Annotated in this window: 17 protein-coding genes; 4 read left to right on the top strand and 13 right to left on the bottom strand. The window is 67.1% G+C overall.

Annotated features, from left to right (window positions below):
- Nucleotides 1-11 precede the first annotated feature (11 nt).
- Nucleotides 12-890: a DUF3025 domain-containing protein gene (locus tag U4012_RS05545; RefSeq protein ID WP_321796827.1), complete on the bottom strand. Its 879-nt coding sequence runs from the start codon at nucleotides 888-890 to the stop codon at nucleotides 12-14.
- Nucleotides 887-1,951 carry a dihydroorotase gene (pyrC, locus tag U4012_RS05540; RefSeq protein ID WP_044848289.1) on the bottom strand — a complete coding sequence of 355 codons (1,065 nt, stop codon included), beginning with the start codon at nucleotides 1,949-1,951 and terminating at the stop codon, nucleotides 887-889. Before pyrC ends, U4012_RS05545 begins: the two co-directional genes overlap by 4 nt.
- Nucleotides 1,952-2,153: 202 nt before the next feature.
- Between pyrC and U4012_RS05535 the strand changes: the two genes are divergently transcribed.
- Together U4012_RS05535 and U4012_RS05530 are read left to right on the top strand one after the other, a co-directional pair.
- Nucleotides 2,154-3,068 carry a class II glutamine amidotransferase gene (locus U4012_RS05535; RefSeq protein WP_321796823.1) on the top strand — a complete coding sequence of 305 codons (915 nt, stop codon included), beginning with the start codon at nucleotides 2,154-2,156 and terminating at the stop codon, nucleotides 3,066-3,068.
- 630 nt (nucleotides 3,069-3,698) lie between these two features.
- Entirely contained in the window at nucleotides 3,699-8,936 is a 5,238-nt protein-coding gene (locus tag U4012_RS05530; protein ID WP_321796821.1) for an autotransporter outer membrane beta-barrel domain-containing protein, read from the top strand.
- 126 nt (nucleotides 8,937-9,062) lie between these two features.
- On the opposite strand, the gene U4012_RS05525 is transcribed toward U4012_RS05530, so the two are convergent.
- The 6 genes from U4012_RS05525 to U4012_RS05500 form a co-directional block, all read right to left on the bottom strand.
- Nucleotides 9,063-9,788, bottom strand: coding sequence for an amino acid ABC transporter ATP-binding protein (locus U4012_RS05525; protein ID WP_044848292.1), 726 nt, complete (start codon nucleotides 9,786-9,788; stop codon nucleotides 9,063-9,065).
- A complete protein-coding gene (gene gltK / locus U4012_RS05520) occupies nucleotides 9,785-10,462 on the bottom strand; it encodes a glutamate/aspartate ABC transporter permease GltK (protein WP_044848293.1) in 678 nt (225 codons plus the stop codon). Before gltK ends, U4012_RS05525 begins: the two co-directional genes overlap by 4 nt.
- Nucleotides 10,462-11,202: an amino acid ABC transporter permease gene (locus U4012_RS05515; RefSeq protein WP_044848294.1), complete on the bottom strand. Its 741-nt coding sequence runs from the start codon at nucleotides 11,200-11,202 to the stop codon at nucleotides 10,462-10,464. The genes gltK and U4012_RS05515 overlap by 1 nt, the downstream gene beginning before the upstream one ends.
- An 84-nt stretch (nucleotides 11,203-11,286) precedes the next feature.
- Nucleotides 11,287-12,180, bottom strand: coding sequence for a glutamate/aspartate ABC transporter substrate-binding protein (locus tag U4012_RS05510; protein ID WP_321796817.1), 894 nt, complete (start codon nucleotides 12,178-12,180; stop codon nucleotides 11,287-11,289).
- Between the two features lie 252 nt (nucleotides 12,181-12,432).
- Complete coding sequence (locus U4012_RS05505) at nucleotides 12,433-13,719, bottom strand: Glu/Leu/Phe/Val family dehydrogenase (protein WP_226211072.1); 1,287 nt, start codon at nucleotides 13,717-13,719, stop codon at nucleotides 12,433-12,435.
- 286 nt (nucleotides 13,720-14,005) lie between these two features.
- On the bottom strand, nucleotides 14,006-14,959 hold the full coding sequence (locus U4012_RS05500; RefSeq protein WP_044848296.1) for a LysR substrate-binding domain-containing protein: 954 nt from the start codon (nucleotides 14,957-14,959) through the stop codon (nucleotides 14,006-14,008).
- 298 nt (nucleotides 14,960-15,257) lie between these two features.
- Here U4012_RS05500 and purB point away from each other — a divergent pair, with 298 nt between their 5' ends.
- On the top strand, nucleotides 15,258-16,646 hold the full coding sequence (gene purB, locus U4012_RS05495) for an adenylosuccinate lyase (protein WP_044844148.1): 1,389 nt from the start codon (nucleotides 15,258-15,260) through the stop codon (nucleotides 16,644-16,646).
- Nucleotides 16,647-16,793: 147 nt separating this feature from the next.
- Here the strand turns inward: purB and U4012_RS05490 are convergent, their stop codons facing one another.
- The 4 genes from U4012_RS05490 to edd all read right to left on the bottom strand — a co-directional run bounded on the left by U4012_RS05490 (nucleotide 16,794) and on the right by edd (nucleotide 21,388).
- Nucleotides 16,794-17,291, bottom strand: coding sequence for a gluconokinase (locus U4012_RS05490; protein WP_044844149.1), 498 nt, complete (start codon nucleotides 17,289-17,291; stop codon nucleotides 16,794-16,796).
- A 13-nt stretch (nucleotides 17,292-17,304) separates the two neighbouring features.
- Nucleotides 17,305-18,666: a GntP family permease gene (locus U4012_RS05485; protein ID WP_044844150.1), complete on the bottom strand. Its 1,362-nt coding sequence runs from the start codon at nucleotides 18,664-18,666 to the stop codon at nucleotides 17,305-17,307.
- A gap of 219 nt (nucleotides 18,667-18,885) precedes the next feature.
- On the bottom strand, nucleotides 18,886-19,512 hold the full coding sequence (gene eda, locus U4012_RS05480) for a bifunctional 4-hydroxy-2-oxoglutarate aldolase/2-dehydro-3-deoxy-phosphogluconate aldolase (protein WP_321796810.1): 627 nt from the start codon (nucleotides 19,510-19,512) through the stop codon (nucleotides 18,886-18,888).
- A 19-nt stretch (nucleotides 19,513-19,531) separates the two neighbouring features.
- Nucleotides 19,532-21,388, bottom strand: coding sequence for a phosphogluconate dehydratase (gene edd, locus U4012_RS05475; RefSeq protein ID WP_124519971.1), 1,857 nt, complete (start codon nucleotides 21,386-21,388; stop codon nucleotides 19,532-19,534).
- 293 nt (nucleotides 21,389-21,681) lie between these two features.
- Here edd and U4012_RS05470 point away from each other — a divergent pair, with 293 nt between their 5' ends.
- On the top strand, nucleotides 21,682-22,530 hold the full coding sequence (locus tag U4012_RS05470) for a MurR/RpiR family transcriptional regulator (RefSeq protein ID WP_044844153.1): 849 nt from the start codon (nucleotides 21,682-21,684) through the stop codon (nucleotides 22,528-22,530).
- Nucleotides 22,531-22,681: 151 nt separating this feature from the next.
- On the opposite strand, the gene U4012_RS05465 is transcribed toward U4012_RS05470, so the two are convergent.
- The gene (locus U4012_RS05465; protein ID WP_124488267.1) at nucleotides 22,682-23,104 is read right to left on the bottom strand and encodes a CopD family protein; all 423 of its coding nucleotides are present in this window, start codon (nucleotides 23,102-23,104) and stop codon (nucleotides 22,682-22,684) included.
- Between the last annotated feature and the right edge of the window lie 6 nt (nucleotides 23,105-23,110).

Raw genomic sequence — 23,110 nt, 5'->3', positions numbered from 1 at the left:
CGACGCGCATTCTAGCACTGTGCGCCGCCGCCGGCAGCGCGCGAGCGGCGGCCGCTGCGGAAAACCGCCGGATCGTCGTAGAACGCGGGCGCGGCATTCGCTTCGCACCAGCCCGGCACGCCGAGCACCGGCAGCGGCGCGAAATCGCGGCTCGTCAGGTCGCGGGTCGCGAGTTCGCCGGCGATCCGCGCATCGACATGCGCGGCACGCTGCACGTCGGGCCACGAAAAATAGTCGTCGCCCACTTCGACGATCCATGCGTGCGCGGTGCACGACTTGTAGGGCGCAACGAGCTTCTCGAGCAGCGCATGGCCGACGAGCCGCGCCTCGCAGCGCGTGCCCCACGCGTCGCGCGCCGCCACCAGCAGCTGCTGCCAACTGAAGCCGCGCAGCGCGTCGGCGAGCGTGCGGTCGGCCGTCACGAACAGCGCGGCATTTTCGTCGAACAGCGTCAGCGCATCGCGCAGCGTGCCGCGCACCGGCCCGACGCCGCCCGCGGCATCGATCGCCGCGGCCTGGCGTGCGTTCAGCGCAGCCTTGGTGCGCGGATACGCGAACCAGACGAGCGCATTGAAGAAGTCGTGGAGATTGTGGCGGGTCGGGACGCCGCCGGTCGCGGCGATATGGGTTTCGTATGCGATGCCGGGCGGCAGCTCGGCCTGTGGCACGAAGCGCAGCGGCTTGCCGCAGCCGCTGACACGGGCATCACCGCGCAGTGCGCCGTTCAGTGCGTCGAGCAGCGCGGCCTCGCCGGCGAGCGCGGCCGCCTGAAGCGTGCGGCCCGGTTCCGCGTAACGCGCGAGCCACGGCGCGGACCAGTCGATCCGCGCGAACGCCGCCGCGCCGCCGCCGGCCGCGTGGCCGGCCGCGCGCGGCGGCGTGCCGGTCACGCGAACTTCCAGCCGATCGATTCGCCGGCGCGCAGCGGCACGACCGGCGTATCGCCCGCGAACACCTCGCGCGGCAGTTCCCAGGTCTCGCGGCGCAGCGTGATCGTCTCGGTGCTGTGCGGCAGCCCGTAGAAATCGGCGCCGAAGCGGCTGGCGAAATTTTCCAGCTTGTCGAGCGCGCCCGCCTTGTCGAACGCTTCCGCATACAGCTCGAGCGCGTGCAGCGCCGTGTAGCAGCCCGCGCAGCCGCACGCGGTTTCCTTCGCGTCGCGTGCGTGCGGTGCGCTGTCGGTGCCGAGGAAGAAGCGCGGGTTGCCCGACGTCGCGGCTTCGACGAGCGCGACGCGGTGCGTTTCACGCTTCAGCACCGGCAGGCAGTAGTAATGCGGGCGGATCCCGCCGACGAACAGCGCGTTGCGGCTGTACAGCATGTGCTGCGGCGTGATCGTCGCGCCGAGCAGGCCCGGCGCCGCATCGGCGTCGCGCACGTAGTCGGCCGCGTCCTTCGTGGTGATGTGCTCGAACACCACCTTCAGGCCGGGGAAATCGCGGCGCAGCGGCGTCATCACGCGGTCGATGAACACCTTCTCGCGATCGAACATGTCGATCGCCGGATCGGTCACCTCGCCGTGCACGAGCAGCGGCATGCCGGTTTCCTGCATGACCTCGAGCGTCTTCGCGCACTTCGCGAGATCGCTGACGCCGTGGTCGGAGTTCGTCGTCGCGCCGGCCGGATACAGCTTCACGCCGTGCACGAAGCCGCTGTCGCGCGCGCGGCGGATTTCGTCGGGCGACGTGTTGTCGGTCAGGTACAGCGTCATCAGCGGCTCGAACGCCATGCCCGCCGGCAGCGCGGCCAGGATTCGCTCGCGATAGGCCTGCGCTTGCGCGGTGGTCGTGACGGGCGGCTTCAGGTTCGGCATGACGATCGCGCGGGCGAACTGGCGCGCCGTGTGCGGCAGCACCGCGGCCAGCATGTCGCCGTCGCGCAGGTGCAGGTGCAGGTCGTCGGGACGGGCGAGCGTGAGCGTCGCCGGAGAGGAAGCGTTCGAGGCAGTCATAGGAGGCGTCGTGAGGAACGGGCTGGCCATCTGCGGGGCCGGAACGCGCGTGCGCGGGCCGACTGACGGCAAACCGCAACACGGGGCCTTCGGCCGGCGGAATCCGCTTTTTACCGCTCAAGGCTCGGTGATATGCTAGAAGCCACATTGTACCGGGGTTCACCCGGTTGGTTACCCTGCTTCCGCCCCCGCCCCAAGTAAAATGTGCCAACTCCTAGGAATGAACTGCGCCGCGCCGACGGACGTCACATTCTCCTTCACAGGTTTCGCGGCCCGGGGCGGCCTCACCGATCACCATGCCGACGGCTGGGGGATCGCGTTCTTTGAGGACAAGGCCTGTCGCCTCTTCGTCGACCACCAGGCATCGGCCACGTCGCCGCTCGCCGAAATGGTCAAGCGCTACCCGATCAAGTCCAAGAACACGATCGCGCACATCCGCAAGGCCACGCAAGGCCACATCCTGCTCGAGAACAGCCACCCGTTCATGCGCGAGCTGTGGGGGCGGCACTGGATCTTCGCGCATAACGGCGATCTGCAGGAGTACGAACCCGATCTCGACGGCAGCGTCTACCACCCGGTCGGCACCACCGACAGCGAGAAGGCGTTCTGCGTGCTCATGCAGGGGCTGCGCGAAGCGTTCCCCGGCGCGCAGCCGCCGTTGCCGGAGCTGTTCGAGCGCGTCGGCGAGCTGACGCGCGACATCACCGATCACGGCGTGTTCAACTTCCTGATGTCGAACGGCCAGGCCCTCTTCGCGCACTGCTCGACGCGGCTGCACTACCTCGTGCGGCGCTGGCCGTTCTCGACCGCGCATCTGGTCGACGAAGACCTGTCGATCGACTTCGCGAAATACACGACGCCCGAGGATCGCGTCGCGGTGATCGCCACGCAGCCGCTGACCGACAACGAAATCTGGACCTCGTTCGAACCGGGCGAGCTGATCATGTTCCAGTGCGGCGACGTCGCCGCGCGGATGCAGATTCCGGTGCCCGAGTGCGTGCTCGAGAAACTGCGCAACCCGGCGCTCGACGCGTCGGCGTCCGCGCCGTGCGGTACGCAGCACGCCGCACTCGCGGCCGGCGCCGACGGCGATTCCGACGACGCGATCGATTTCTGAGCGCGCCGCGCCGCCGCCGGGCGCGCCCTTCGTGCGTTGCGCTGTTCCGCCAGCGTCGCGGTCCGGCGAACCCGCGTCATGCCCGGATCGTTGAACCACGCATCCGCCGATGATTGCCCTCATTGAAAATCTCCCCCGACAACTCCATTCAGGCTGCCATTTCAAGCACGCGTGCGTCGCCACACGACATTCACTTTTATTTAATTAATTTTCAAGTGAAAATGATTAACCGTCGAAACAAATAAAACAAGACATTCGAAACCGGACAATCCGCAAGCCTCAGCTTAAAGCAAAATCCCCACGCCTATCGTGCGCCAGCCTACCGAACCGGCGCTTCCACCTGTTCTATAAAAAATCCACCAAGCCCTTACCCACAAAGGCTTTCAGTTCGATTACCCACACAACTCAGAAATACCACTCAATACCGTTACCATCCCCACATTTCCCGATTTTTTGAAAATCGCCCGCCCCGCCAATTAGTAGACTCGCTCCATCTTCGGTGTAACGAAACCCGACCGGCGCGTCATGCAGCCACGGCTGCCGCATGTCCATTCGCGTCACGCGGCACCGTGGAATGCGCATTCGCCGCATGCGGCGAATACCACTTCAAAACAAGAAAGAGGGCATGTCGTGAATCACTCATTTCGATCGATCTGGAGCGACGCCGCCGGCTGCTGGGTCGCGGTCGCGGAAACGACACGGGCGCGCGGCAAGCGTTCACGCCGGGAATCGGGCGCAAGCACCCGCGCCGGCCGCACGGCGATGCGCCGCTCGCCGCTGCGCGTCGCCGCGCTCGGTGCCGCGCTGGCCGCGCTGTCGGCCGGCTCCGCGTACGCGTCGAGCTGCGGCGACGGTTCGGCGGTCGCGAGCGGCGGCAGCTGCGCGCTCGGCAGCGTCAGCCCGACCGTGAACGACAACCTGGCCGGCGCCACGACCGTGTCCGGCGGCGACGCGGTCGGCGTGACGGGCGCATGGACGGCGCAGAACAGCGGCGACGCCGGCTACACGCGCATCCCGTTCGGCACGACGACGATCGTGTCGGGAAATCCGGATCAGCCGCTGGTGTCGCTCGGCGGCAAGACGCAAAACATCGGCACGCCCGACACGATCACGGGCACCCATACGTCGGTCGCCACCTACGACTCGTCCGCGTTCTCCGCGTCGACGGTCGGCACGACCGACGTGCCCGTCTACCGCGACGTCAACGGCGACCAGTACGTGAACACGCGGATCGGCACCGTCGACCGCTCCGGCGGCACGCTGAACGTGTCGATCGGCAATCCCGCCAACGCGCCCGGCTCGGCCGGCAACGCAATCACGATGGCCGCGAAGCAGACGGACCTCACCGTCGCGGACGGGACGGGCGCCACCCCGAGCGTCGTCAACTGGAATTCACGCAACCAGGTCTGGTTCACCACCGGCGACTACCTCGCGAGCGGCGGCTCCGTCGGCAACCTCCAGCTCGACGTGCCGGCCTATGCGGGCACTTTCACCGCGTTCGACGGCAGCACGTGGACCGTCAGCGACGCCGCGTCGCTCGCCGCCTACAACGACTTCCTCGTGCGTTCGGTCCGGAGCGGCGCGCTCGGCTCGCAGGCCGCGTACGACACCGCGTTCGGCCAGGCCGTCACGTTCTCGAAGGAGACCTTCCAGTACGCGAACAACGTGTCCGCCGGCGACAAGAACACGCTGCCGATCGATCACCTGTCGGCAATGCACGGCACCGGCCCGAACGCGACGCTGCAGATCGGCAAGGACGGCCAGATCGACTTCCGCGGCACCAACACGATCGCATCGAGTTCGGCCGTCCTCGCGGAAAACGGCGCGCACTTCGTCAACGACGGCCGCCTGTCGGGCGATTTCACGCTGGTGCGCCTGCTGAGCGGCGCGAGCGGCGTCAACAACGGCGTGATCTCGTCCGGCTACGCGTCCGGCGACAATTTCGACACGAGCAGCGGCACGCCGCCCGACAACTTCGGGTTCCATGCGTACAGCGAGGGCAACGGCGTGTACGCGAACGGCTCGGGCACCTCGTTCGTCAACCACGGCGTGATGAACGTCGGCGCATGGACGCTCGCCGGCGACCGCCCCGACCTGCAGAACTACGCGGTGGCCGTGACGGGCGGCGCGAACGCGTCGAACGCCGGCACGATCAACGTCGGCGTCAACGCGACGACGCTCGACAGCCAGGTGATCGGCGGCTTCGCGGCGGGCGGCACCTTCACGAACGCGGCCGGCGGCACGATCTATCTCGGCCGCGCGGCCCAGTACGGGCCGGGGGCGGCGGCCAACGACGTCGCGCTGTCCGCGCATGCGTACGGGATCCTGCTCGGCGCGTCGGGCACCGCCAGCAACCTCGGCTCGATCGTGATCGGCTCGCAGACGCAGAACGGCGCCGGAATGGCGAGCATCGGTTCGTCGTCCGGCACGCTGCGCAACGCGGGCACGATCGTCGTGAACGGCGCGGCGCCCGGCACGCCGTTCGCCAACGTCGGCATGCTCGCGGCCAACACGGCCGCGACCGTGACCAACACCGGCACGATCACGCTGAACGGCGTGAACGGCATCGGCATCATGGTGGTCGGCACCGGCTCGACCCCGACGGCCGCAACGTCGACCGGCACGATCAACGTGGCCGGCGGGCTCGATCCGGCATCGGACACGCGCAACTACGGCGTGTGGGCCGAAGGGCCGCGCGCGAAGGCCACGGTCGACGGCGCGCTCAACCTGAAGGGCACCGGTGCGATCGGCGTCCATGCGCGCTCGGGCGCGACGATCAACGTCGACGCGAACGCGGTGCCCCACTTCATGTCGGGCACGAACCAGATCGGCTTCTATGCGTATGGCGCAGGCTCGAAGATCAACGTCGCCGCGCAGCACCTGAGCGTCGATACCGACGATTCGACGCTGTTCCGCATGGCGGGCGGCGCGGCCTATACGGGGGCATCGGCCGCCGGCACGCTGACGACCGACGTCAACGGCCAGCGCGCGCGCGGCGTGCTCGCGACCGGTGCCGGCACGACGCTGTCCACCGGCCACGCCACCTACAACGTCAACGGCGCGAACGGCATCGCGGTAGCAGTCGAAGGCGGCGCGAAGGGCACGATCGACTCGGGCGCGACCATCAACCTGAACGCGGCCGGCGCGATCGCGGGCGTCGTCGACGGCCAGGCGCACGACCTCGCCGGCGCGAATGCCGGCGCACCGGTCGCGACGACGCTGACCAACGATGCCGCGGTCACCTCGTCGACCGCGGGCGTGACGGGTTTCGTCGCGCAGAACCTCGGCACGCTCGACAACCGCGACACGGTGCTGCTGAGCGGCGCAGGCTCGACGGGCGTCGTGGTCGGCACGCTCGGCACCGTGAACAACGCGTCGGCGATCCGCGTGGCCAACGGCACCGGCGCGCTCGTGCAGGGCGCATCGGCGACGCTCGCCAACGCGGGCACGATCGAGGCCGACGACGGCGTCGCGGGCGTGCACCTGACCGGCGCGGGTGCGTCGGTCGCGCTGTCGGGCGCGGGCACCGTCGTCGCGAACGGCAGTGCCGACGGCGTGCTGATCGACTCGACCGTCTCGAACGGCGGGATCGCGGCCGGCGCGACGTCGATCGCGGCGGGCGGCGCCGGCAAGGGCATCGACAACCTCGGCACGAACACGACGATCGTGCTGTCGGGCACGCAGATCGGCACGACCGGCAATGGCGCCGACGGGCTGTCGTCGACGGGCACGGGCGCACGCATCGCGACCGACGCGGCGACCGTCGTACGCACCGCCGGCGACAACGCACGCGGCCTCTTCGTGACGGGCGCGGATTCGACGCTCGCGGCCGACGGCACGACCGTCGCGACGACCGGCGCCGGCGCGCATGCAATCGTCGCGGGCAGCGGCGCGACCGTGTGGCTGTCGGGCACGAAGGTCTCTGCGGCGGGCGCGGCAGCGGACGGTCTCGTCGCGCGCAACGGCGGCCGTATCGGCGACACGGGTTCGTCGCTCGCGAGCGCGGCCGGCAACGGCGCGACCGTCGACGGCGGCGGCGTGCTCGCGCTGACGGGCACGACGCTCAAGGGCGCGACGGCCGGCGTCATGAGCACGGACACGCTCGCGACCGGCGCGACGAGCTCGGTGCGCGTCGACGGCGGCAGCGTCGCGTCCGTCGCCGGGCCGGCGTTCGCCGCACGCGGCGGCAGCGTCGACATCGCGGTGCGCAACGGCACCGTCGTGACGGCCGGCAACGGCACGCTGCTGGACCTCGCGAACGGCAGCACCGCGACCTTCAACGCATCGGCCGTGAATCTCGCCGGCGACATCGTGTCGGACGCGTCGAGCACCGGCAACGTGTTCCTGACGAACGGCACGACCCTGACCGGCGCGATCGACCCGGTCGCGCTGAGCGTCGACGGCTCGAGCACGTGGCACATGACCGGCAGCTCCGTGCTGAGCAGCCTGAACAACGCGGGCCTGGTCGCGTTCGCCGCGCCGTCCGGTTCACCGACGGCCGCCGGCAGCTACCGGACGCTGACGACCGGCAGTTACGTCGGCAACGGCGGCACGATCGCGCTGAACACCTACCTCGGCGCCGACGCATCGCCGACCGACCGGCTGATCGTGAACGGCGGCACCGCGAGCGGCACGACCGGGCTGAAAATCGCGAACACCGCCGGCACCGGCGCGCAGACGACGGGCGACGGGATTCCGGTGGTCGTCACGGCCAATGGCGGCACGACGACCGCGTCGGCGTTCCATCTCGCGGGCCCCGTACAGGCCGGCGCGTACGAATACCGGCTCTACCGCGGCGGACAGGGCGATGCGAACGGCTGGTACCTGCGCTCGCAACTGGACCCGACGGACCCCGGCGATCCGGTCGGCCCGTCCATCATCGACGACGGCGGCGATCTCGCGTACCGTCCTGGCGTCGCGGGTTATGCGATGACGCCGCTGCTGAACGCCGACTACGGCTTCTCGACGCTTGGCAAGCTGCACGAGCGCGTCGGCGACATCTACAACCTCGAGAAGCAGGCGCCGGGCAACCGCGACGGCGTGTGGGGCCGCATCGGCGGACAGAGCCTCGACGCGAACGCGGGCCGCTTCGCGGCCGACGAGCGCACGTTCTTCGCGCAGTTCGGCAAGGACTGGACGCTCGACCAGGCGCCCGCCGGCGGCAGCACGCATGCGGGCGTGACGGCGAGCATCGGCGTCGCGAACGCGAGCTTCAGCGACACGGCACGCGCCGACACGGCCGGGCTGTCGACGTCGACGGGCTCGGTCGAGATGCACGCGCAGAGCGTCGGCGGCTACTGGACGCGCTACCTGTCCGACGGCACCTACTTCGACAGCGTCGGCCAGGTCACGCACTACGGCAACCGCTATCGCGACAGCTACGGCAACGAGGCCTCGCAGAACGGCTTCGGCATCGCGCTGTCGCAGGAGGTCGGCAAGCCGTTCGGGATCGGCGGCACGCCGATCGCGGTCGAGCCGCAGGCGCAGCTGATGTACCAGTACCTGAAGCTGAACGGGTTCAACGACAACGTATCGGCCGTGTCCGGCACGACGACCCACGCGCTGCGCGGACGCGTCGGCGTGCGCGTCTTCCGGCCGAACCTCGACGCGAACGCGGGCGGCGGCGCCGCGACACCGTACTTCACGGCCGACGTGCTGCACGACTTCCTGTCGCCGGGCCAGACCGTCGTCGGCGGCACGCCGTTCGCGACGCACCTGGGCCGCACGTGGTACGAGCTCGGCCTTGGCGTGACCGCGGGCTTCGGCAAGTCGGGCGCGTTGTACGCGAACGTGAAATATGCGCGCAACATCGGCGGCGATTACCGGCGCGGCGTGACCGGGCAGGTCGGCTACCGCTACAGCTGGTAACGCCCGACTCGGCAACCCGTCCGCTGCCACCGGCGGGCGACGGGCAGTCCGCGAAAAAAACCGCCCGATGTTCAGCCGGGCGGTTTTTTCATCGGCGTGCATGCGGCGCACGCGCTGCACGAACGCTCAGTGCAGGATTTTCGCGAGGAAGTCCTTCGCGCGGTCCGACTTCGGATTCGAGAAGAAATCGTCCTTGCGGTCGTCCTCGACGATCGCGCCCTTGTCCATGAAGATCACGCGATGGGCGACCTTCTTCGCGAAGCCCATCTCGTGCGTGACGACCATCATCGTCATCCCTTCCTGCGCGAGTTCGACCATCACGTCGAGCACCTCGTTGATCATCTCGGGATCGAGCGCGGACGTCGGTTCGTCGAACAGCATCGCGATCGGGTCCATCGACAGCGCGCGCGCGATCGCGACCCGCTGCTGCTGACCGCCCGACAACTGGCCCGGAAACTTGTGCGCATGCGCCTTCAGGCCGACGCGATCGAGCAGCTTCATGCCCTTCTCGGCCGCTTCGTCCTTGCCGCGGCCGAGCACCTTGACCTGCGCGAGCGTCAGGTTCTCGGTGATCGACAGGTGCGGGAACAACTCGAAATGCTGGAACACCATTCCGACCTTCGAGCGCAGCTTCGACAGGTTCGTCTTCTTGTCGCCGACCGACTGGCCGTTCACGAGGATCTCGCCCTGCTGGAACGGCTCGAGGCCGTTCACGGTCTTGATCAGCGTCGACTTGCCCGAGCCGGACGGGCCGCACACGACCACCACCTCACCCTTCTTGACCTCGGTCGTGCAATCGGTGAGGACCTGAAACTGGCCGTACCACTTGGAAACGTTCTTGATGGAAATCATCTTGTGACCTTTTTCTGGAGACCTTTGACGAGGGCAGACGCCACCGAGCAAACCACGAAATAGCATGCGCCCGCGAACAGGACCATCTCGACGGTCGTGCCGTCGCGATCGCCGACGTTGGCGGCCGTGCGGAAGAAGTCCGCGAGACTGATCACGTACACGAGCGACGTATCCTGGAACAGGACGATCGCCTGCGTGAGCAGCAGCGGCACCATCGCGCGGAACGCCTGCGGCAGGATCACGAGGCGCATCGCCTGCGCGTAGTTCATGCCGAGCGCGAACGCGGCGTTGACCTGCCCGCGCGGCACCGCCTGGATGCCGGCGCGGATGATCTCGGAATAATACGCGGCTTCGAACAGCGAGAACGCGACCATCGCCGACGCGAGGCGAATGTCGATCGTCGGCGACAGCCCGAGCACGCCCTGCAGCACCTGCGGCACGATCAGGAAGAACCACAGCAGCACCATCACGAGCGGGATCGAGCGGAACACCGTCACGTACGCCTTCGCGAACCACGCGAGCGGCTTCACGCCCGACAGCCGCAGCAGCGCGAGCAACGTGCCCCACACGATGCCGACGACGATCGCGATCAGCGTGATCTTGAACGTGACGATCGCCCCCGTCCACAGCGTCGGTATCGCGCCGGGAATACTACTCCAGTCGAACTGATGCATCACTTGCCTCCGATGTAGCCGGGCAGCCGCGTGCGGCCTTCGATCCAGCGCATGAACGCCATCACGACGAGGTTGATGATCACGTACGCGAGCGTGACCGCGATGAACGACTCGTAGGTCTGCGCGGTGTAGTCGACAAGCTGGCGCGCCTGCGCGGACAGGTCGAGCAGGCCGATGGTCGACGCGACCGCCGAGTTCTTGAAGATGTTCAGGAACTCGGACGTGAGCGGCGGCACGATGATCCGGTACGCAACCGGCAGCAGCACGTAGCGGTACGTCTGCCATTGCGTGAAGCCCATCGCGAGGCCGGCCGCGCGCTGGCCCTTCGGCAGCGCGTTGATCCCCGAGCGCACCTGTTCGCACACGCGCGCGCCCGTAAACAGGCCGAGACAGATGATCGACGAGGTGAAGAACTGCGTGGTCGGCGGCAACTGCTTGATCCAGGTGCCGATCGACGCGGGCAGCAGTTCGGGCACGACGAGGTACCAGATGAAGAACTGCACGATCAGCGGGATGTTCCGGAAGATCGACACGTACACGGTGCCGATCGCGGACAGCCATTTGTTCGGCACCGTGCGCAGCACGCCGAACAGCGAGCCGACGATCAGCGCGATGACCCAGGCGACGAGCGACACCTCGATCGTCACCCAGAAGCCGGACATCAGCCATCCGAAATAAGTCGTCGGCTCGCCGGTCGAGACGGGGCTCAGGAAGACGCCCCAGTTCCAGTGGTAAGACATGGGCAAGACTCCAGCAAAAAGAAACGGAAGAAGCGTGGCCTCTTCCGTCTCAGTAGCGTCATTTCTGCGTCAACGGCCGCGTGGTCAGTCGAGCGCCTTGTCGTTCGGGGTCGCGTACAGCTTCTTCATCGAATCGGACAGCGGGAAGTTCAGGTTCAGCCCCTTCGGCGGGATCGGGTTCTCGAACCACTTCGCGTAGATCTTCGCGGCTTCGCCCGACTTCTCGACTTGCGAGATCGCGTCGTCGACGACCTTCTTGAAGTCCGCATCACCCTTGCGCATCATGCAGCCGTACGCCTCTTCCGACTGCGGCGTGCCGACGATCACCCATTCGCCCGGCTGCTTCGCCTTCGCGCGCTCGCCCGCGAGCAGCGCGTCGTCCATCATGAACGCGACCGCGCGGCCCGACTCGAGCGTGTTGAACGAGTCGCCGTGATCCTTCGCGCTGATGATGTTCATGCCCAGCTGCTTGTCGTTGTTCATCTTGCGCAGCAGGCGCTCGGACGTCGTGCCGGCGGTGGTCACGACCGTCTTGCCCTTCAGGTCGGCGAAGTCCTTCACGCCCGAATCCTTCTTCGTCATCAGGCGCGTGCCGATCACGAAGATCGTGTCGGAGAATGCGGCCTGCTGCTGACGCTCGAGGTTGTTGGTCGTCGAGCCGCACTCGATGTCGACCGTGCCGTTCTGCACGAGCGGGATGCGGTTCTGCGACGTGACCGGGATGTTCTTGACCTGCAGGTTCGGCAGGTTCAGCTTTTTCTTCACCGCGTCCACGACCTTCAACTGGAATTCGCGCGAATAGCCGACGACCTGCTGGTTCTGGTCATAGTAGGAGAACGGAATCGACGATTCGCGGTGGCCCAGCGCGATCACGCCCGTGTCCTTGATCTTCTTCAGCGTGCCGGTCTCCTGTGCGTGCGCGCCGCTCGCGAACGCGCACAGCGCCGCGACCATCAGGACTGCCTTGTGGTATTTCATTTTGGTCATCTCCTTGGCTAAAACCCGCGCCAGTGTATCAAAGTAATATTTTTGAAAGTACTGGTTGTTAACCGCACTACGAATCGCGCTGTGCGAAGCCGTCCTCCCGGCTCCGGGCGCCCGTTTCGGCACCTGAATGCGCGCGCGGGCGATGCCGGATTCGGCATCGCCCGCGAGGGTTCATGCACGCAATCGGGTGGATTGCGTCATGCTTTGATCGTAGTCAACCGATCGGCGATCGGCAACGACCGATCAGGGGTACAGGCCGCGCATTTCGCGCGCCATCAGGATGCGCTTGCACGCGACGATGAACGCCGCCGTACGCACCGTCACCTTGTGCTCTTCCGCGACCGCCCACACGCCGGCGAACGCTTCGCGCATCACGCGCTCGAGACGGTGGTTGATCTCGTCTTCCGTCCAGAAGAAGCTCGAGAAGTCCTGCACCCACTCGAAGTACGACACGGTCACGCCGCCCGCGTTCGCGATCACGTCGGGGATCACGAGCACGCCGTTCGCGCTCAGGATGTCGTCCGCCGCCGTCGTCGTCGGGCCGTTCGCGCCTTCGACGATGATCTTCGTGCGGATCTTCGCCGCGTTCTTTTCGGTGATCTGGTTTTCCAGTGCCGCCGGGATCAGGATGTCGGTCTCGACCGTCCAGAACTCGTCGTTCGGCATCGGCTCGGCTCCTTCGAAGCCCGCGACGCCGCCCGTGCGTGCGACGTGGTCGAGCAGCTTGTTCGAATCGAGGCCGGCCGGCTGGTAGATCGTGCCCGTGTGATCCTGCACCGCGATCACCTTCGCGCCCGCTTCCTGGAACAGCTTCGCCGCGATGCCGCCGACGTTGCCGAAGCCCTGCACCGCGATGCGCGCGCCTTCGATTTCCAGGCCCTTCTTCTTCGCCGCTTCGGAGCCGACGACGAACACGCCGCGGCCCGTTGCTTCCTTGCGGCCGAGCGAACCGCCGAGCGCGATCGGCTTGCCGGTCACGACGCCGGTCGACGTCTGGCCCTGGTTCATCGAGTACGTGTCCATCATCCACGCCATCACCTGTTCGTTGGTGTTGACGTCCGGTGCCGGAATGTCGGTGTTCGGCCCGATGATGATGCCGATTTCGCTGGTGTAGCGGCGCGTCACGCGCTCGAGCTCACCACGCGACAGCTTGCGCGGGTCGACGCGGATGCCGCCCTTCGCACCGCCGTACGGCACGTTCACGGCCGCGTTCTTCACCGACATCCATGCCGACAGCGCCATCACTTCCGACAGCGTCACGTCCTGGTGGTAGCGCACGCCGCCCTTGCCCGGGCCGCGCGACACGTTGTGCTGCACGCGATAGCCTTCGAAGTGCGCGACGGTGCCGTTGTCGAGCTCGATGGGGCAGTCGACGATCAGGATGCGCTTCGGACGCTTCAGCGTCTCGAGCCAGCGCGACAGCGAGCCGAGGTACGGCGCGACGCGATCGACCTGCTGAAGGTAGTTGCCCCACGGGCCGAGATCGTCGGCGTGAAGGTAGGACGGGATGGACTGCAGTTGCGAAGACATGGACACTCCAACGTTCAACGGATTGCGCACATTGTCGAAAAACCCGTTTTTTTAATCCAATGCCGTTTGCTTATTCGATTATGCGTTTCTTGCATGATCGTGATTTTTCGCAAATCCGCGGTCGATTTGCGCAAGAACGCACTCGATCGGCCATGCATCGCGTGCGTGAAAAATCGTCGGTGAAAGTCGCGGGATGCCCGCCGGGCGGGCGTTCGACAGGCGTCGAAAGCGGCTCGTCAGTCGGTCGCGCACGACCGGCACGGTTGGCCCGGTTAACCGCCCACGGTTAACCGGTGGTTTCGCGCAGTTCGTCGCGCACGACGTCCCACAGCGCGCGCACGAGTTTCTGGTGCGGATCGTCGCCCTGCAGCGCGAGCTTGTCGCAGTACAGGCGGATCTCCATCGTCAGCGTGAACGGATGGGTGCCGCCGCGCGCGGAACGGTCGAGCCGGATCAGGCGGCCGCTCGCCACCGCATCCTCGACCGCGCTGTGCGGCAGGAACGCGACGCCGTGGCCCGCGAGCGCCATCGCCTTCAGCCCCTCCGCCATGTCGGTTTCGTAAACACGATCGAGGAACAGCGACGTCGGTGCATTCGCCACGATGACTTCGGTCATCCGGCCGAGATACGCGTTCGGCGTATACGACAGGTACGGCACGCGCGCCTCGGCCGTGCCCGGCAGCGTATAGCGCGGCCGGCCCGCGCGGCCCGGCGCCGAAAACGCGCTGATCGGCTCGCTGCCGAGCACCAGCATGTCGTAGCGGGCCGGGTCGAGCGCGACCGGATGGCTCGGGTGGTGGTAGCCCATCACGAGATCGCAGCCGCCCTCGACGAGCGACAGCACGGCATCGTGCACGTTCAGCGCGCGCAGCCGCGTGTGGACCTGCCCCATCTTCGCCTCGATCCGCTGCAGCCAGCGCGGAAAATACGTGAGCGACAGCGTGTGCGGCACCGCGAACTCGATCGTCGGCACCGGGGCGCCGACGTGGCCGCGCAGCAGCGTGCGCGCCTCGTGCGCCTGCGACAGCATCGTCAGCGCCTGCTCGTAGAAGATCTGGCCGGCCTGCGTGAGCCGCGTCGGATAGACCGAACGATCGATCAGTTCGGTCGCGAGCCACGCCTCGAGCGCCTGGATACGCCGCGAGAACGCGGGCTGCGACACGTGCCGCAGTTCGGCGGAGCGGCTAAAGCTGCGCGTTTCCGCGAGCGAGACGAAGTCTTCGAGCCATTTCAGTTCCATGCAGGCGGGCGCGGCGGGCGGCGGTCGGGAAGAAGCCTGCATTCTACCGGCGGGCGGGCCGGCCCGGCGGCGTGGCGGGCAGCCCGGCGAGCCGCCGCACACGTCGGCAGGCAAGCCGACCCGACCGGCCGTCGGCGGGCCGCGCGGGCGCGTTGCCGGGGCGGTTTCGACGCGGCGCGCGCGCGATTTGTCCGCGCCGGCGCCGGCCGGACCGGTTCGGCCGGGATCGCCCCGCGGCGATGGTAAAATGCCGGATTCTTCCCCCCTCGCTCGACCCGGCCCCAAGGCCCGCCCGATCATGTCCGACACTCGTCCCGATACGCTTTTCGCCCTCACCGCGCTCTCGCCCATCGACGGCCGCTACGCCAGCAAGACCGAAGCGCTGCGCGACTGGCTCTCCGAAGCCGCCTTCATGCGCCACCGCGTCACCGTCGAGGTGCACTGGCTGATCGCGCTGTCGCGCGCCGGCTTCGCGGAAGTCCCGCGCTTCTCCGACGCGTCCGAACAATTCCTGCTGCAACTCGCGGAGCGCTTCACCGCGCACGACGCCGCCCGCATCAAGGAAATCGAGCGCGTGACGAACCACGACGTGAAGGCCGTCGAATACTGGCTGAAGGAATCGGTCAAGGGCCAGGCCGAACTCGAGAAGGCCAGCGAATTCATCCACTTCGCGTGCACGTCCGAAGACATCAACAACACGTCGCACGGGATGATGCTCGCCGGCGCGCGCGAGCACGTGATCGTGCCGGCGCTGCGCACGGTCCACCAGCGCCTCGTCGCGCTGTCGCACGCGCTCGCCGAGCAGCCGATGCTGTCGCGCACGCACGGCCAGCCGGCCAGCCCGACGACGCTCGGCAAGGAACTCGCGAACGTCGCCGCGCGCCTCGCACGCGCGATTACGCGCATTGAGAAAGTCGAGATCCTCGGCAAGATGAACGGCGCGGTCGGCAACTTCAACGCGCACCTGTCCGCGTATCCGGAATTCGACTGGGAAGCGTTCTCGCGCGACGTGATCGAGAACCGCCTGAAGCTCACGTTCAACCCGTACACGATCCAGATCGAACCGCACGACTACATGGCCGAGCTGTTCGACGCGGTTGCGCGCGCGAACACGATCCTGCTCGACCTCGATCGCGACGTGTGGGGCTACATCTCGGTCGGCTACTTCAAGCAGAAGACGAAGGCCGGCGAAATCGGCTCGTCGACGATGCCGCACAAGGTCAACCCGATCGACTTCGAGAACTCGGAAGGCAACCTCGGCCTCGCGAACGCGACGCTGCGCCACCTCGCCGACAAGCTGCCGGTGTCGCGCTGGCAGCGTGACCTGACCGACTCGACGGTGCTGCGCAACATGGGCGTCGCGCTCGGCTATTCGCTGCTCGCGTACGACTCGCTGATCCGCGGCCTCGACAAGCTCGAAGTCAACCCGCAGCGCCTGAACGAAGATCTCGACAACTGCTGGGAAGTGCTCGCGGAGCCGGTGCAGACGGTGATGCGCCGCTACGGCATCGAGAACCCGTACGAACAGCTGAAGGAACTGACGCGCGGCAAGGGCATCACGCGCGAAGCGCTGCAGGAATTCGTCGCCACGCTGGCGATCCCGCAGGACGCGAAGGACCGCCTGCTCGCGATGACGCCGGCGTCGTACATCGGCAAGGCCGTCGAACTCGCGAAGCGGATCGCGTAAGCGCCGCCGTCGCCGGACGGAAAAAAAGCCCGATGCGAAATTGCTCGCATCGGGCTTTTTCTTTGGCGGCTCGCGCGCGCTCGACGAAAAAAGGCGCCCCGAGGGGCGCCTGTCTCACTGCGGCATCACGATTGCCGCGAACCGCGCTTAGTGCGCGTGGCCGATCTTCGCCATCACCTGATCGACGATCTGTTCGGGCGTCAGCTCGATGCTGACCTCGATCGCCTCGTCCGGGCCCGGCTCCTCGAGCGTATCGAGCTGGCTCTTCAGCAGCGACGGATCGAAGAAATGGCCGGTGCGGCTTTTCAGGCGCTCGTGCAACACCTCGAACGAGCCCTTCAGATACACGAACCGCACGTCGGTGTCGGTGCCGCGCAGCACGTCGCGGTACGACCGCTTCAGCGACGAGCACGTGAACACGGCCGTCTCGCCGGCACGCTGCTTTTCCTCGATGGCCGCGCGGATCGTGCGCAGCCACGGCCAGCGGTCGTCGTCGGTCAGCGGAATGCCGTTGTGCATCTTTTCCTTGTTCGCCGCGCTGTGAAACGCGTCGCCGTCGGTATAGCTGCACGACAGGCGTTCTGCCAGCATTTCGCCGATTCGCGATTTGCCCGCGCCCGACACGCCCATTGCGATCAGAATCATTGACTACCCCTTGTTACAAAACCACGCTCAGCAGCAGCGTAAAGCTCAGACCGAGCACCGAGATGATGGTTTCAAGCAGCGACCAGGTCTTGAACGTCTGGCCGACCGTCATCCCGAAGTATTCCTTGATCAGCCAGAAGCCGCCGTCGTTCACGTGCGAGAAGATCAGCGAGCCCGAGCCCGTCGCGAGCACCAGCAGCTCCGGACGAACCGCCGCGCCCGACGCCGCCGCGATCGGCGCGACGATGCCGCAGGCCGTCGTCATCGCGACCGTCGCCGAACCCGTCGCGAGACGCATCAGCGCCGCGACGAACCAGCCGAGCAGCAGCGGCGACAGGTGCGCGTGCTTCGCGGTCTCGACGATCTGCTGCGAGATCCCGCTGTCGCGCAGGACGCCGCCGAAGCCGCCGCCCGCACCGACGATCAGCGTGATGCCGGCGATCGGCGCCAGGCATTCGCCGCAGAACTTCTGGATCTGGTCGCGGTTGAAACCCTGCAGCTTGCCGAACGTGAAGAAGCTCACCAGCACGGCGATCAGCAGCGCGACGTCGGAGTTGCCGGCAAAGCGCAGCAGGCTGTTCGGCAGCGACTTCGGCGTGAAGATCAGGTCGGCCCAGCTGCCGACCAGCATCAGGATCACCGGCAGCAGGATCGTGAACAGCGTGATGCCGAAGCTCGGCAGTTCGCGCTGCTTGCCTTCCGTGTGCGATTCGACGAACTGCGCGGCGAGCGGATTGTTCTCCGGCAGCTTGACGAATTTCGAGATCATCAGCGCGAACAGCGGGCCCGCGACGATCGCGGTCGGCACGCCGACGATCAGGCCGAACGCGATCGTCTTGCCGATGTCGGCACCGTATTGCTGGACGGCCAGCAGCGCGGCCGGGTGCGGCGGAATCAGCCCGTGCACGACGGACAGGCCCGCGACCATCGGCAGGCCGACGACGAGCAGCGACTTGCCGGTGCGCTTCGCGACGTTGAACGCGATCGGGATCAGCAGCACGAAGCCGACTTCGAAGAACACCGGCAGGCCGACGATGATCGCGACGAACATCATCGCCCAATGGATGTTCTTCTCGCCGAACCAGTCGATCAGCGTGGTCGCGATCCGCTCCGCGCCGCCCGATTCGGCCATCATCTTGCCGAGCATCGTGCCGAGGCCGACGACCACCGCGATGTGGCCGAGCGTGTTGCCGTTGCCGGTCTCGAACGACTTGACGATCTTGTCCATCGGCATCCCGACCACGAGGCCGAGGCCGAGCGAGACGATGATGAGCACCAGGAACGGATAGATCTTGAACCGCGCGATCATCACGATCAGCGCGACGATCGCGATCACGGTATAAATGAGCAGCATGCTGCCTTGGACAGCCCCCATGTGGCACTCCTCCTAGGATTGTTCGAACCGGGCGAGTTGTTGCGAGTATGCCCGGCTATGCAGGTCTCCGAAACACGGGGGTTCCCACCCCGCGAGGACGCTGAATTTTACTTATCTTTACGGTCCGCGGATAGAACCGGTTCCATCAGCAAAAACCCTCGGTAAAACAAGCACTAAGCGCTCGCTTACCGAGGGTCAAACGTTCGTTTCGTACAAGTCTTAACGAGGCAGCTGGCTCGCGGCTTGCGCGAGGCGCGTGACTTCGGCCCAGTCCTGCGCGGCGAGCGCGGCCTTCGGCGTGAGCCACGAACCGCCGACGCACACGACGTTCGGCAGCTTCAGGAAATTCGGCGCGGTGTCGACCGTGATGCCGCCCGTCGGGCAGAACTTCAGCGCCGGGAACGGACCGTGGAACGCCTGCAGCATCGGCACGCCGCCGGCTTGCTGCGCGGGGAAGAACTTGACGATCTCGTAGCCGAACTCGAGCGCCTGGATGATGTCGCTCGGCGTCATCACGCCCGGCAGCAGCGGCAGGCCGGCGTCGAGGGACGCGAGGTGCAGGTCCTTCGTCAGGCCCGGCGACACGCCGAACTTCGCGCCCGCGCGCTTCGCCTGCTCGCAGTGCTCGGGCTTCGTGATCGTGCCGACGCCGACGACGATGTCGTCCGCGAGCTGGCTCGCGCGCTGGATCGCCTCCAGGCCGGCCGGCGTGCGCAGCGTGATCTCGAGCACCTTGACGCCGCCCGCGTGCAACGCGCGCGACACGTGTTCGGCCTGCTCGACCGAGTCGAATGCGAGCACCGGAATCACCGGGCCCAGCTTCACGATTTCAGCAATCGTCTTCATCTGGAACACTCCTTGAAATTCATGCAGCGACGCTGACGGCCGTTTCGCCGACCAGCGTCCCGAAAACCGATGCGCCCTGCTCGGCCGGCGCGGCCGCCGCGCGGAACACGCCGAACAGTTCGCGCCCGAAACCCGTTTCGTTGTCGGCCTGGTGCAGCGGCTGCGCGACCGGGCGCGCCTGCCACTCGGCGTCGTCGACCTCGATGTCGAGGATGCCGGCTTCCGCGTCGATCACGAGCGTGTCGCCCGTCTTCACCTTGCCGAGCGGGCCGGCCAGCAGCGCTTCCGGCGACACGTGGATCACGGCCGGCACCTTGCCCGACGCGCCCGACATGCGGCCGTCGGTGACGAGCGCGACATGGAAGCCCTGATCCTGCAGCACGCCGAGCAGCGGCGTCAAACGATGCAGCTCGGGCATCCCGTTCGCGCGCGCGCCCTGGAAGCGCACGACCGCGACGAAATCGCGCTTCAGCTCGCCGCGATCGAAGGCCTCCTGCACGGCTTCCTGCGAATCGAACACGATCGCGGGCGCCGTCACCTTGCGGTGCTCGGGCGCGACCGCCGAGATCTTGATCACGCCGCGGCCGAGCCGGCCCTGCATCAGGCGCAGGCCGCCGTCCGGCTGGAACGGGTCGCGAATGCCGCGCAGCACCTTCGTGTCGTGGCTCTCGGCCGTGCCGTCGACCCACGTCAGCTTGCCGTCGATCAGCTTCGGCTCCTTCGTGTAGTGCGACAGGCCCTTGCCCGCCACGGTCGTCACGTCTTCGTGCAGCAGCCCGCCCTCGAGCAGGTTGCGCACCAGGAACGCGACGCCGCCCGCCGCGTGGAAGTGGTTCACGTCGGCCTTGCCGTTCGGGTAGATCTTCGCGAGCAGCGGCACGACCGCCGACAGCTCGTCGAAATCGTTCCAGTCGATCAGGATGCCGGCCGCGCGCGCGATCGCGACGAGGTGCAGCGTGTGGTTGGTCGAGCCGCCCGTCGCGAGCAACGCGACGATCCCGTTGACGATCGCCTTCTCGTCGATCACGTGGCCGATCGGCGTGTAGTGGCCGCGCTCGACCGTCAGGTCGAGCACGCGGCGCGCGGCTTCGGCGGTCAGCGCGTCGCGCAGCGGCGTGTGCGGATGGACGAACGCCGACCCCGGCAGGTGCAGGCCCATCAGCTCCATCAGCATCTGGTTGCTGTTCGCGGTGCCGTAGAACGTGCAGGTGCCGTGGCCGTGATATGCCGCCGATTCCGCTTCGAGCAGCGCGTCGCGGCCGACCTGGCCGGTCGCGAACTGCTGGCGGATCTTCGCCTTGTCGTCGTTCGACAGGCCGCTCGTCATCGGGCCGGCCGGCACGAAGATGGTCGGCAGGTGGCCGAACTGCAGCGCGCCGATCAGGAGGCCCGGCACGATCTTGTCGCAGATGCCGAGGCAGAGCGCCGCGTCGAACATGTTGTGGGTGAGCGCGATCGCGGTGCCCATCGCGATCGCCTCGCGCGAGAACAGCGACAGCTCCATGCCCGGGTTGCCCTGCGTGACGCCGTCGCACATCGCCGGCACGCCGCCCGCGAACTGCGCGACGCCGCCGTTCTCGCGCGCGGCGGCCTTGATGATGTCGGGGAAATCCTTGTACGGCGCGTGCGCGGACAGCATCTCGTTGTACGAGGACACGATGCCGATGTTCGGCTCGCGGATCGCCTTGATCTGGAACTTGTCGCTGCCTTCGAGACCCGCGAAGCCGTGCGCGAGGTTCGCGCACGACAGCGCGCCGCGCGCCGGGAACTTGCCTTGCGCGCCGTCGATGCGCTGCAGATAGGCGGAACGGGTCGATTGGCTGCGGGCGATCACGCGATCGGTGACTTTCGCCAGGGTGGGGTGCAGCGACGTCATGCTGGGCGCTCCTGTATGCCGGACGGACACCGGCGGTTGGAATCGTGGGGACGGTCGAGTGCATCGAACGAACGAAGTCAGTCTAGTAGAAAAACTACACGCGCGCAATGCGGATCAGCATACGCACAACTCACACCCCCGCCACCAGCAAGGCTTTCCTAGTGAAAACCCTAATCAGCGGCATCGCCCACTGCAGAAATTGCCGACGATAGAGCTAGCATTTTCATGTAGATTTTCTACAATTCGATTGCGATACACTCGCTCATCCGAACCCGATTTCCATCCGCCGTCCCATGCTGCCTCGCATTGAAGCGATCCGCGCCGACCTGCGCCCGTCCGAGCGCAAGCTCGCCGACTACATCCTCGCCGCGCCGCGCGAGGTGCTCGACCTCGCGATGACCGAGCTGTCGACCCGCGCGGGCGTCAGCCAGCCGACCATCGCGCGCTTCTGCCAGGCGCTCGGCTGCAGCGGCTTTCGCGAATTCAAGATCCGGCTCGCGCAGAGCGTCGCGCCGGGCGTGTCTTCCGTGTATCGCGACGTCGAGCCCGACGAGCCCGCGCCCGGCATCATCGGCAAGGTGTTCGACCGCACGATCGGCGCGCTGATCGAGGTGCGCAACAGCCTGTCGGCCGGCAGCGTCGCCGACGCGATCGCGCTGCTGTCGAACGCGTCGCGCATCGAGTTCTACGGCGCCGGCGGCTCCGGCATCGCCGCGCAGGACATCCAGCACAAGTTCTTCCGGCTCGGCGTGCCGAGCGTCGCGTATTCGGACCCGCACACGTTCTCGATGTCGTCGGCGCTGCTCGGGCCGCACGACGTCGTCGTCGCGATCTCGAACACCGGCCGCACGCGCGACATCGTCGAAGCCGCGCGCTCCGCGCTCGCGTGCGGCGCGAAGGTCGTCGCGATCACGCAGAGCCATTCGCCGCTCGCGAAGCTCGCGACGGTGAGCCTCGCGTCGAACGTCGCGGAGGAAACCGACGTGTTCTCGCCGATGACGTCGCGCATGTCCCATCTCGCGATCGGGGATATCCTCGCGGTCGGCGTCGCGCTGTCGCGCGGGCCCGCATTGATGGAGCGCGTCGGCCGCGCGAAGGAAGCGATCACGCGCCGCCGGATCGACGACGGCACGAAGGATTGACCCACGCACGGCGCCCCGCCGGCGCATGAGCGATGCAGAACCGACGCGCGGTCCGGCGCGTCAGCCAACACCCGACGCGCACGTAAACGAAGAACGGCGCCCCGAGGGGCGCCGTTGCGCATGGGTCGGTGCAGCCAACCGGCCGCTCAGCTCAGAACGGCTTGATCACGACCAGCGCGACCGCCACGAGCATGCCCAGCACCGGCAGTTCGTTGAACACGCGATACCACTTGTCGGTGCGACGGTTCTCGCCGCGCTCGAACACCTTCAGCAGATGCCCGCAATACGCGTGGTAGATGACGAGCAGCAGCACCACCGTCACCTTCGCATGGATCCAGCCCTGCCCCTGGCCGATGCCGATCACGAGCCACAGCCACAGCCCGCATGCGAGCGCCGGCACGGCGATCATCGTCATGAAGCGGAACAGCTTGCGCGCCATCAGCAGCAGGCGCCGCACCGCAGCCGGATCGGTCTCCATGGCCAGGTTCACGTAGATGCGCGGCAGGTAGAACAGTCCCGCGAACCACGCGGCGATCAGAACGATATGGAACGTCTTGACCCAGAGCATTGCCATCGGTTG

The organism is Burkholderia sp. BCC1988, from assembly GCF_905339895.1.
Lineage (GTDB): Bacteria > Pseudomonadota > Gammaproteobacteria > Burkholderiales > Burkholderiaceae > Burkholderia.
Note: the sequence above shows the minus strand (reverse complement) of the source record. Positions and strands in the feature narration are given on the sequence as shown.

Bases quoted from the DNA above. Each gene is read 5' to 3' on its own strand.
- U4012_RS05485 (WP_044844150.1), bottom strand. From the start codon at position 18,666: ATGGGGGCTGTCCAAGGCAGCATGCTGCTCATTTATACCGTGATCGCG.
- U4012_RS05465 (WP_124488267.1), bottom strand. From the start codon at position 23,104: ATGGCAATGCTCTGGGTCAAGACGTTCCATATCGTTCTGATCGCCGCG.
- U4012_RS05515 (WP_044848294.1), bottom strand. From the start codon at position 11,202: ATGTCTTACCACTGGAACTGGGGCGTCTTCCTGAGCCCCGTCTCGACC.
- U4012_RS05510 (WP_321796817.1), bottom strand. From the start codon at position 12,180: ATGAAATACCACAAGGCAGTCCTGATGGTCGCGGCGCTGTGCGCGTTC.
- edd (WP_124519971.1), bottom strand. From the start codon at position 21,388: ATGACGTCGCTGCACCCCACCCTGGCGAAAGTCACCGATCGCGTGATC.
- U4012_RS05490 (WP_044844149.1), bottom strand. From the start codon at position 17,291: ATGATTCTGATCGCAATGGGCGTGTCGGGCGCGGGCAAATCGCGAATC.
- purB (WP_044844148.1), top strand. From the start codon at position 15,258: ATGTCCGACACTCGTCCCGATACGCTTTTCGCCCTCACCGCGCTCTCG.
- gltK (WP_044848293.1), bottom strand. From the start codon at position 10,462: ATGCATCAGTTCGACTGGAGTAGTATTCCCGGCGCGATACCGACGCTG.
- eda (WP_321796810.1), bottom strand. From the start codon at position 19,512: ATGAAGACGATTGCTGAAATCGTGAAGCTGGGCCCGGTGATTCCGGTG.
- U4012_RS05535 (WP_321796823.1), top strand. From the start codon at position 2,154: ATGTGCCAACTCCTAGGAATGAACTGCGCCGCGCCGACGGACGTCACA.
- U4012_RS05525 (WP_044848292.1), bottom strand. From the start codon at position 9,788: ATGATTTCCATCAAGAACGTTTCCAAGTGGTACGGCCAGTTTCAGGTC.
- U4012_RS05505 (WP_226211072.1), bottom strand. From the start codon at position 13,719: ATGTCTTCGCAACTGCAGTCCATCCCGTCCTACCTTCACGCCGACGAT.
- U4012_RS05470 (WP_044844153.1), top strand. From the start codon at position 21,682: ATGCTGCCTCGCATTGAAGCGATCCGCGCCGACCTGCGCCCGTCCGAG.
- pyrC (WP_044848289.1), bottom strand. From the start codon at position 1,951: ATGACTGCCTCGAACGCTTCCTCTCCGGCGACGCTCACGCTCGCCCGT.
- U4012_RS05500 (WP_044848296.1), bottom strand. From the start codon at position 14,959: ATGGAACTGAAATGGCTCGAAGACTTCGTCTCGCTCGCGGAAACGCGC.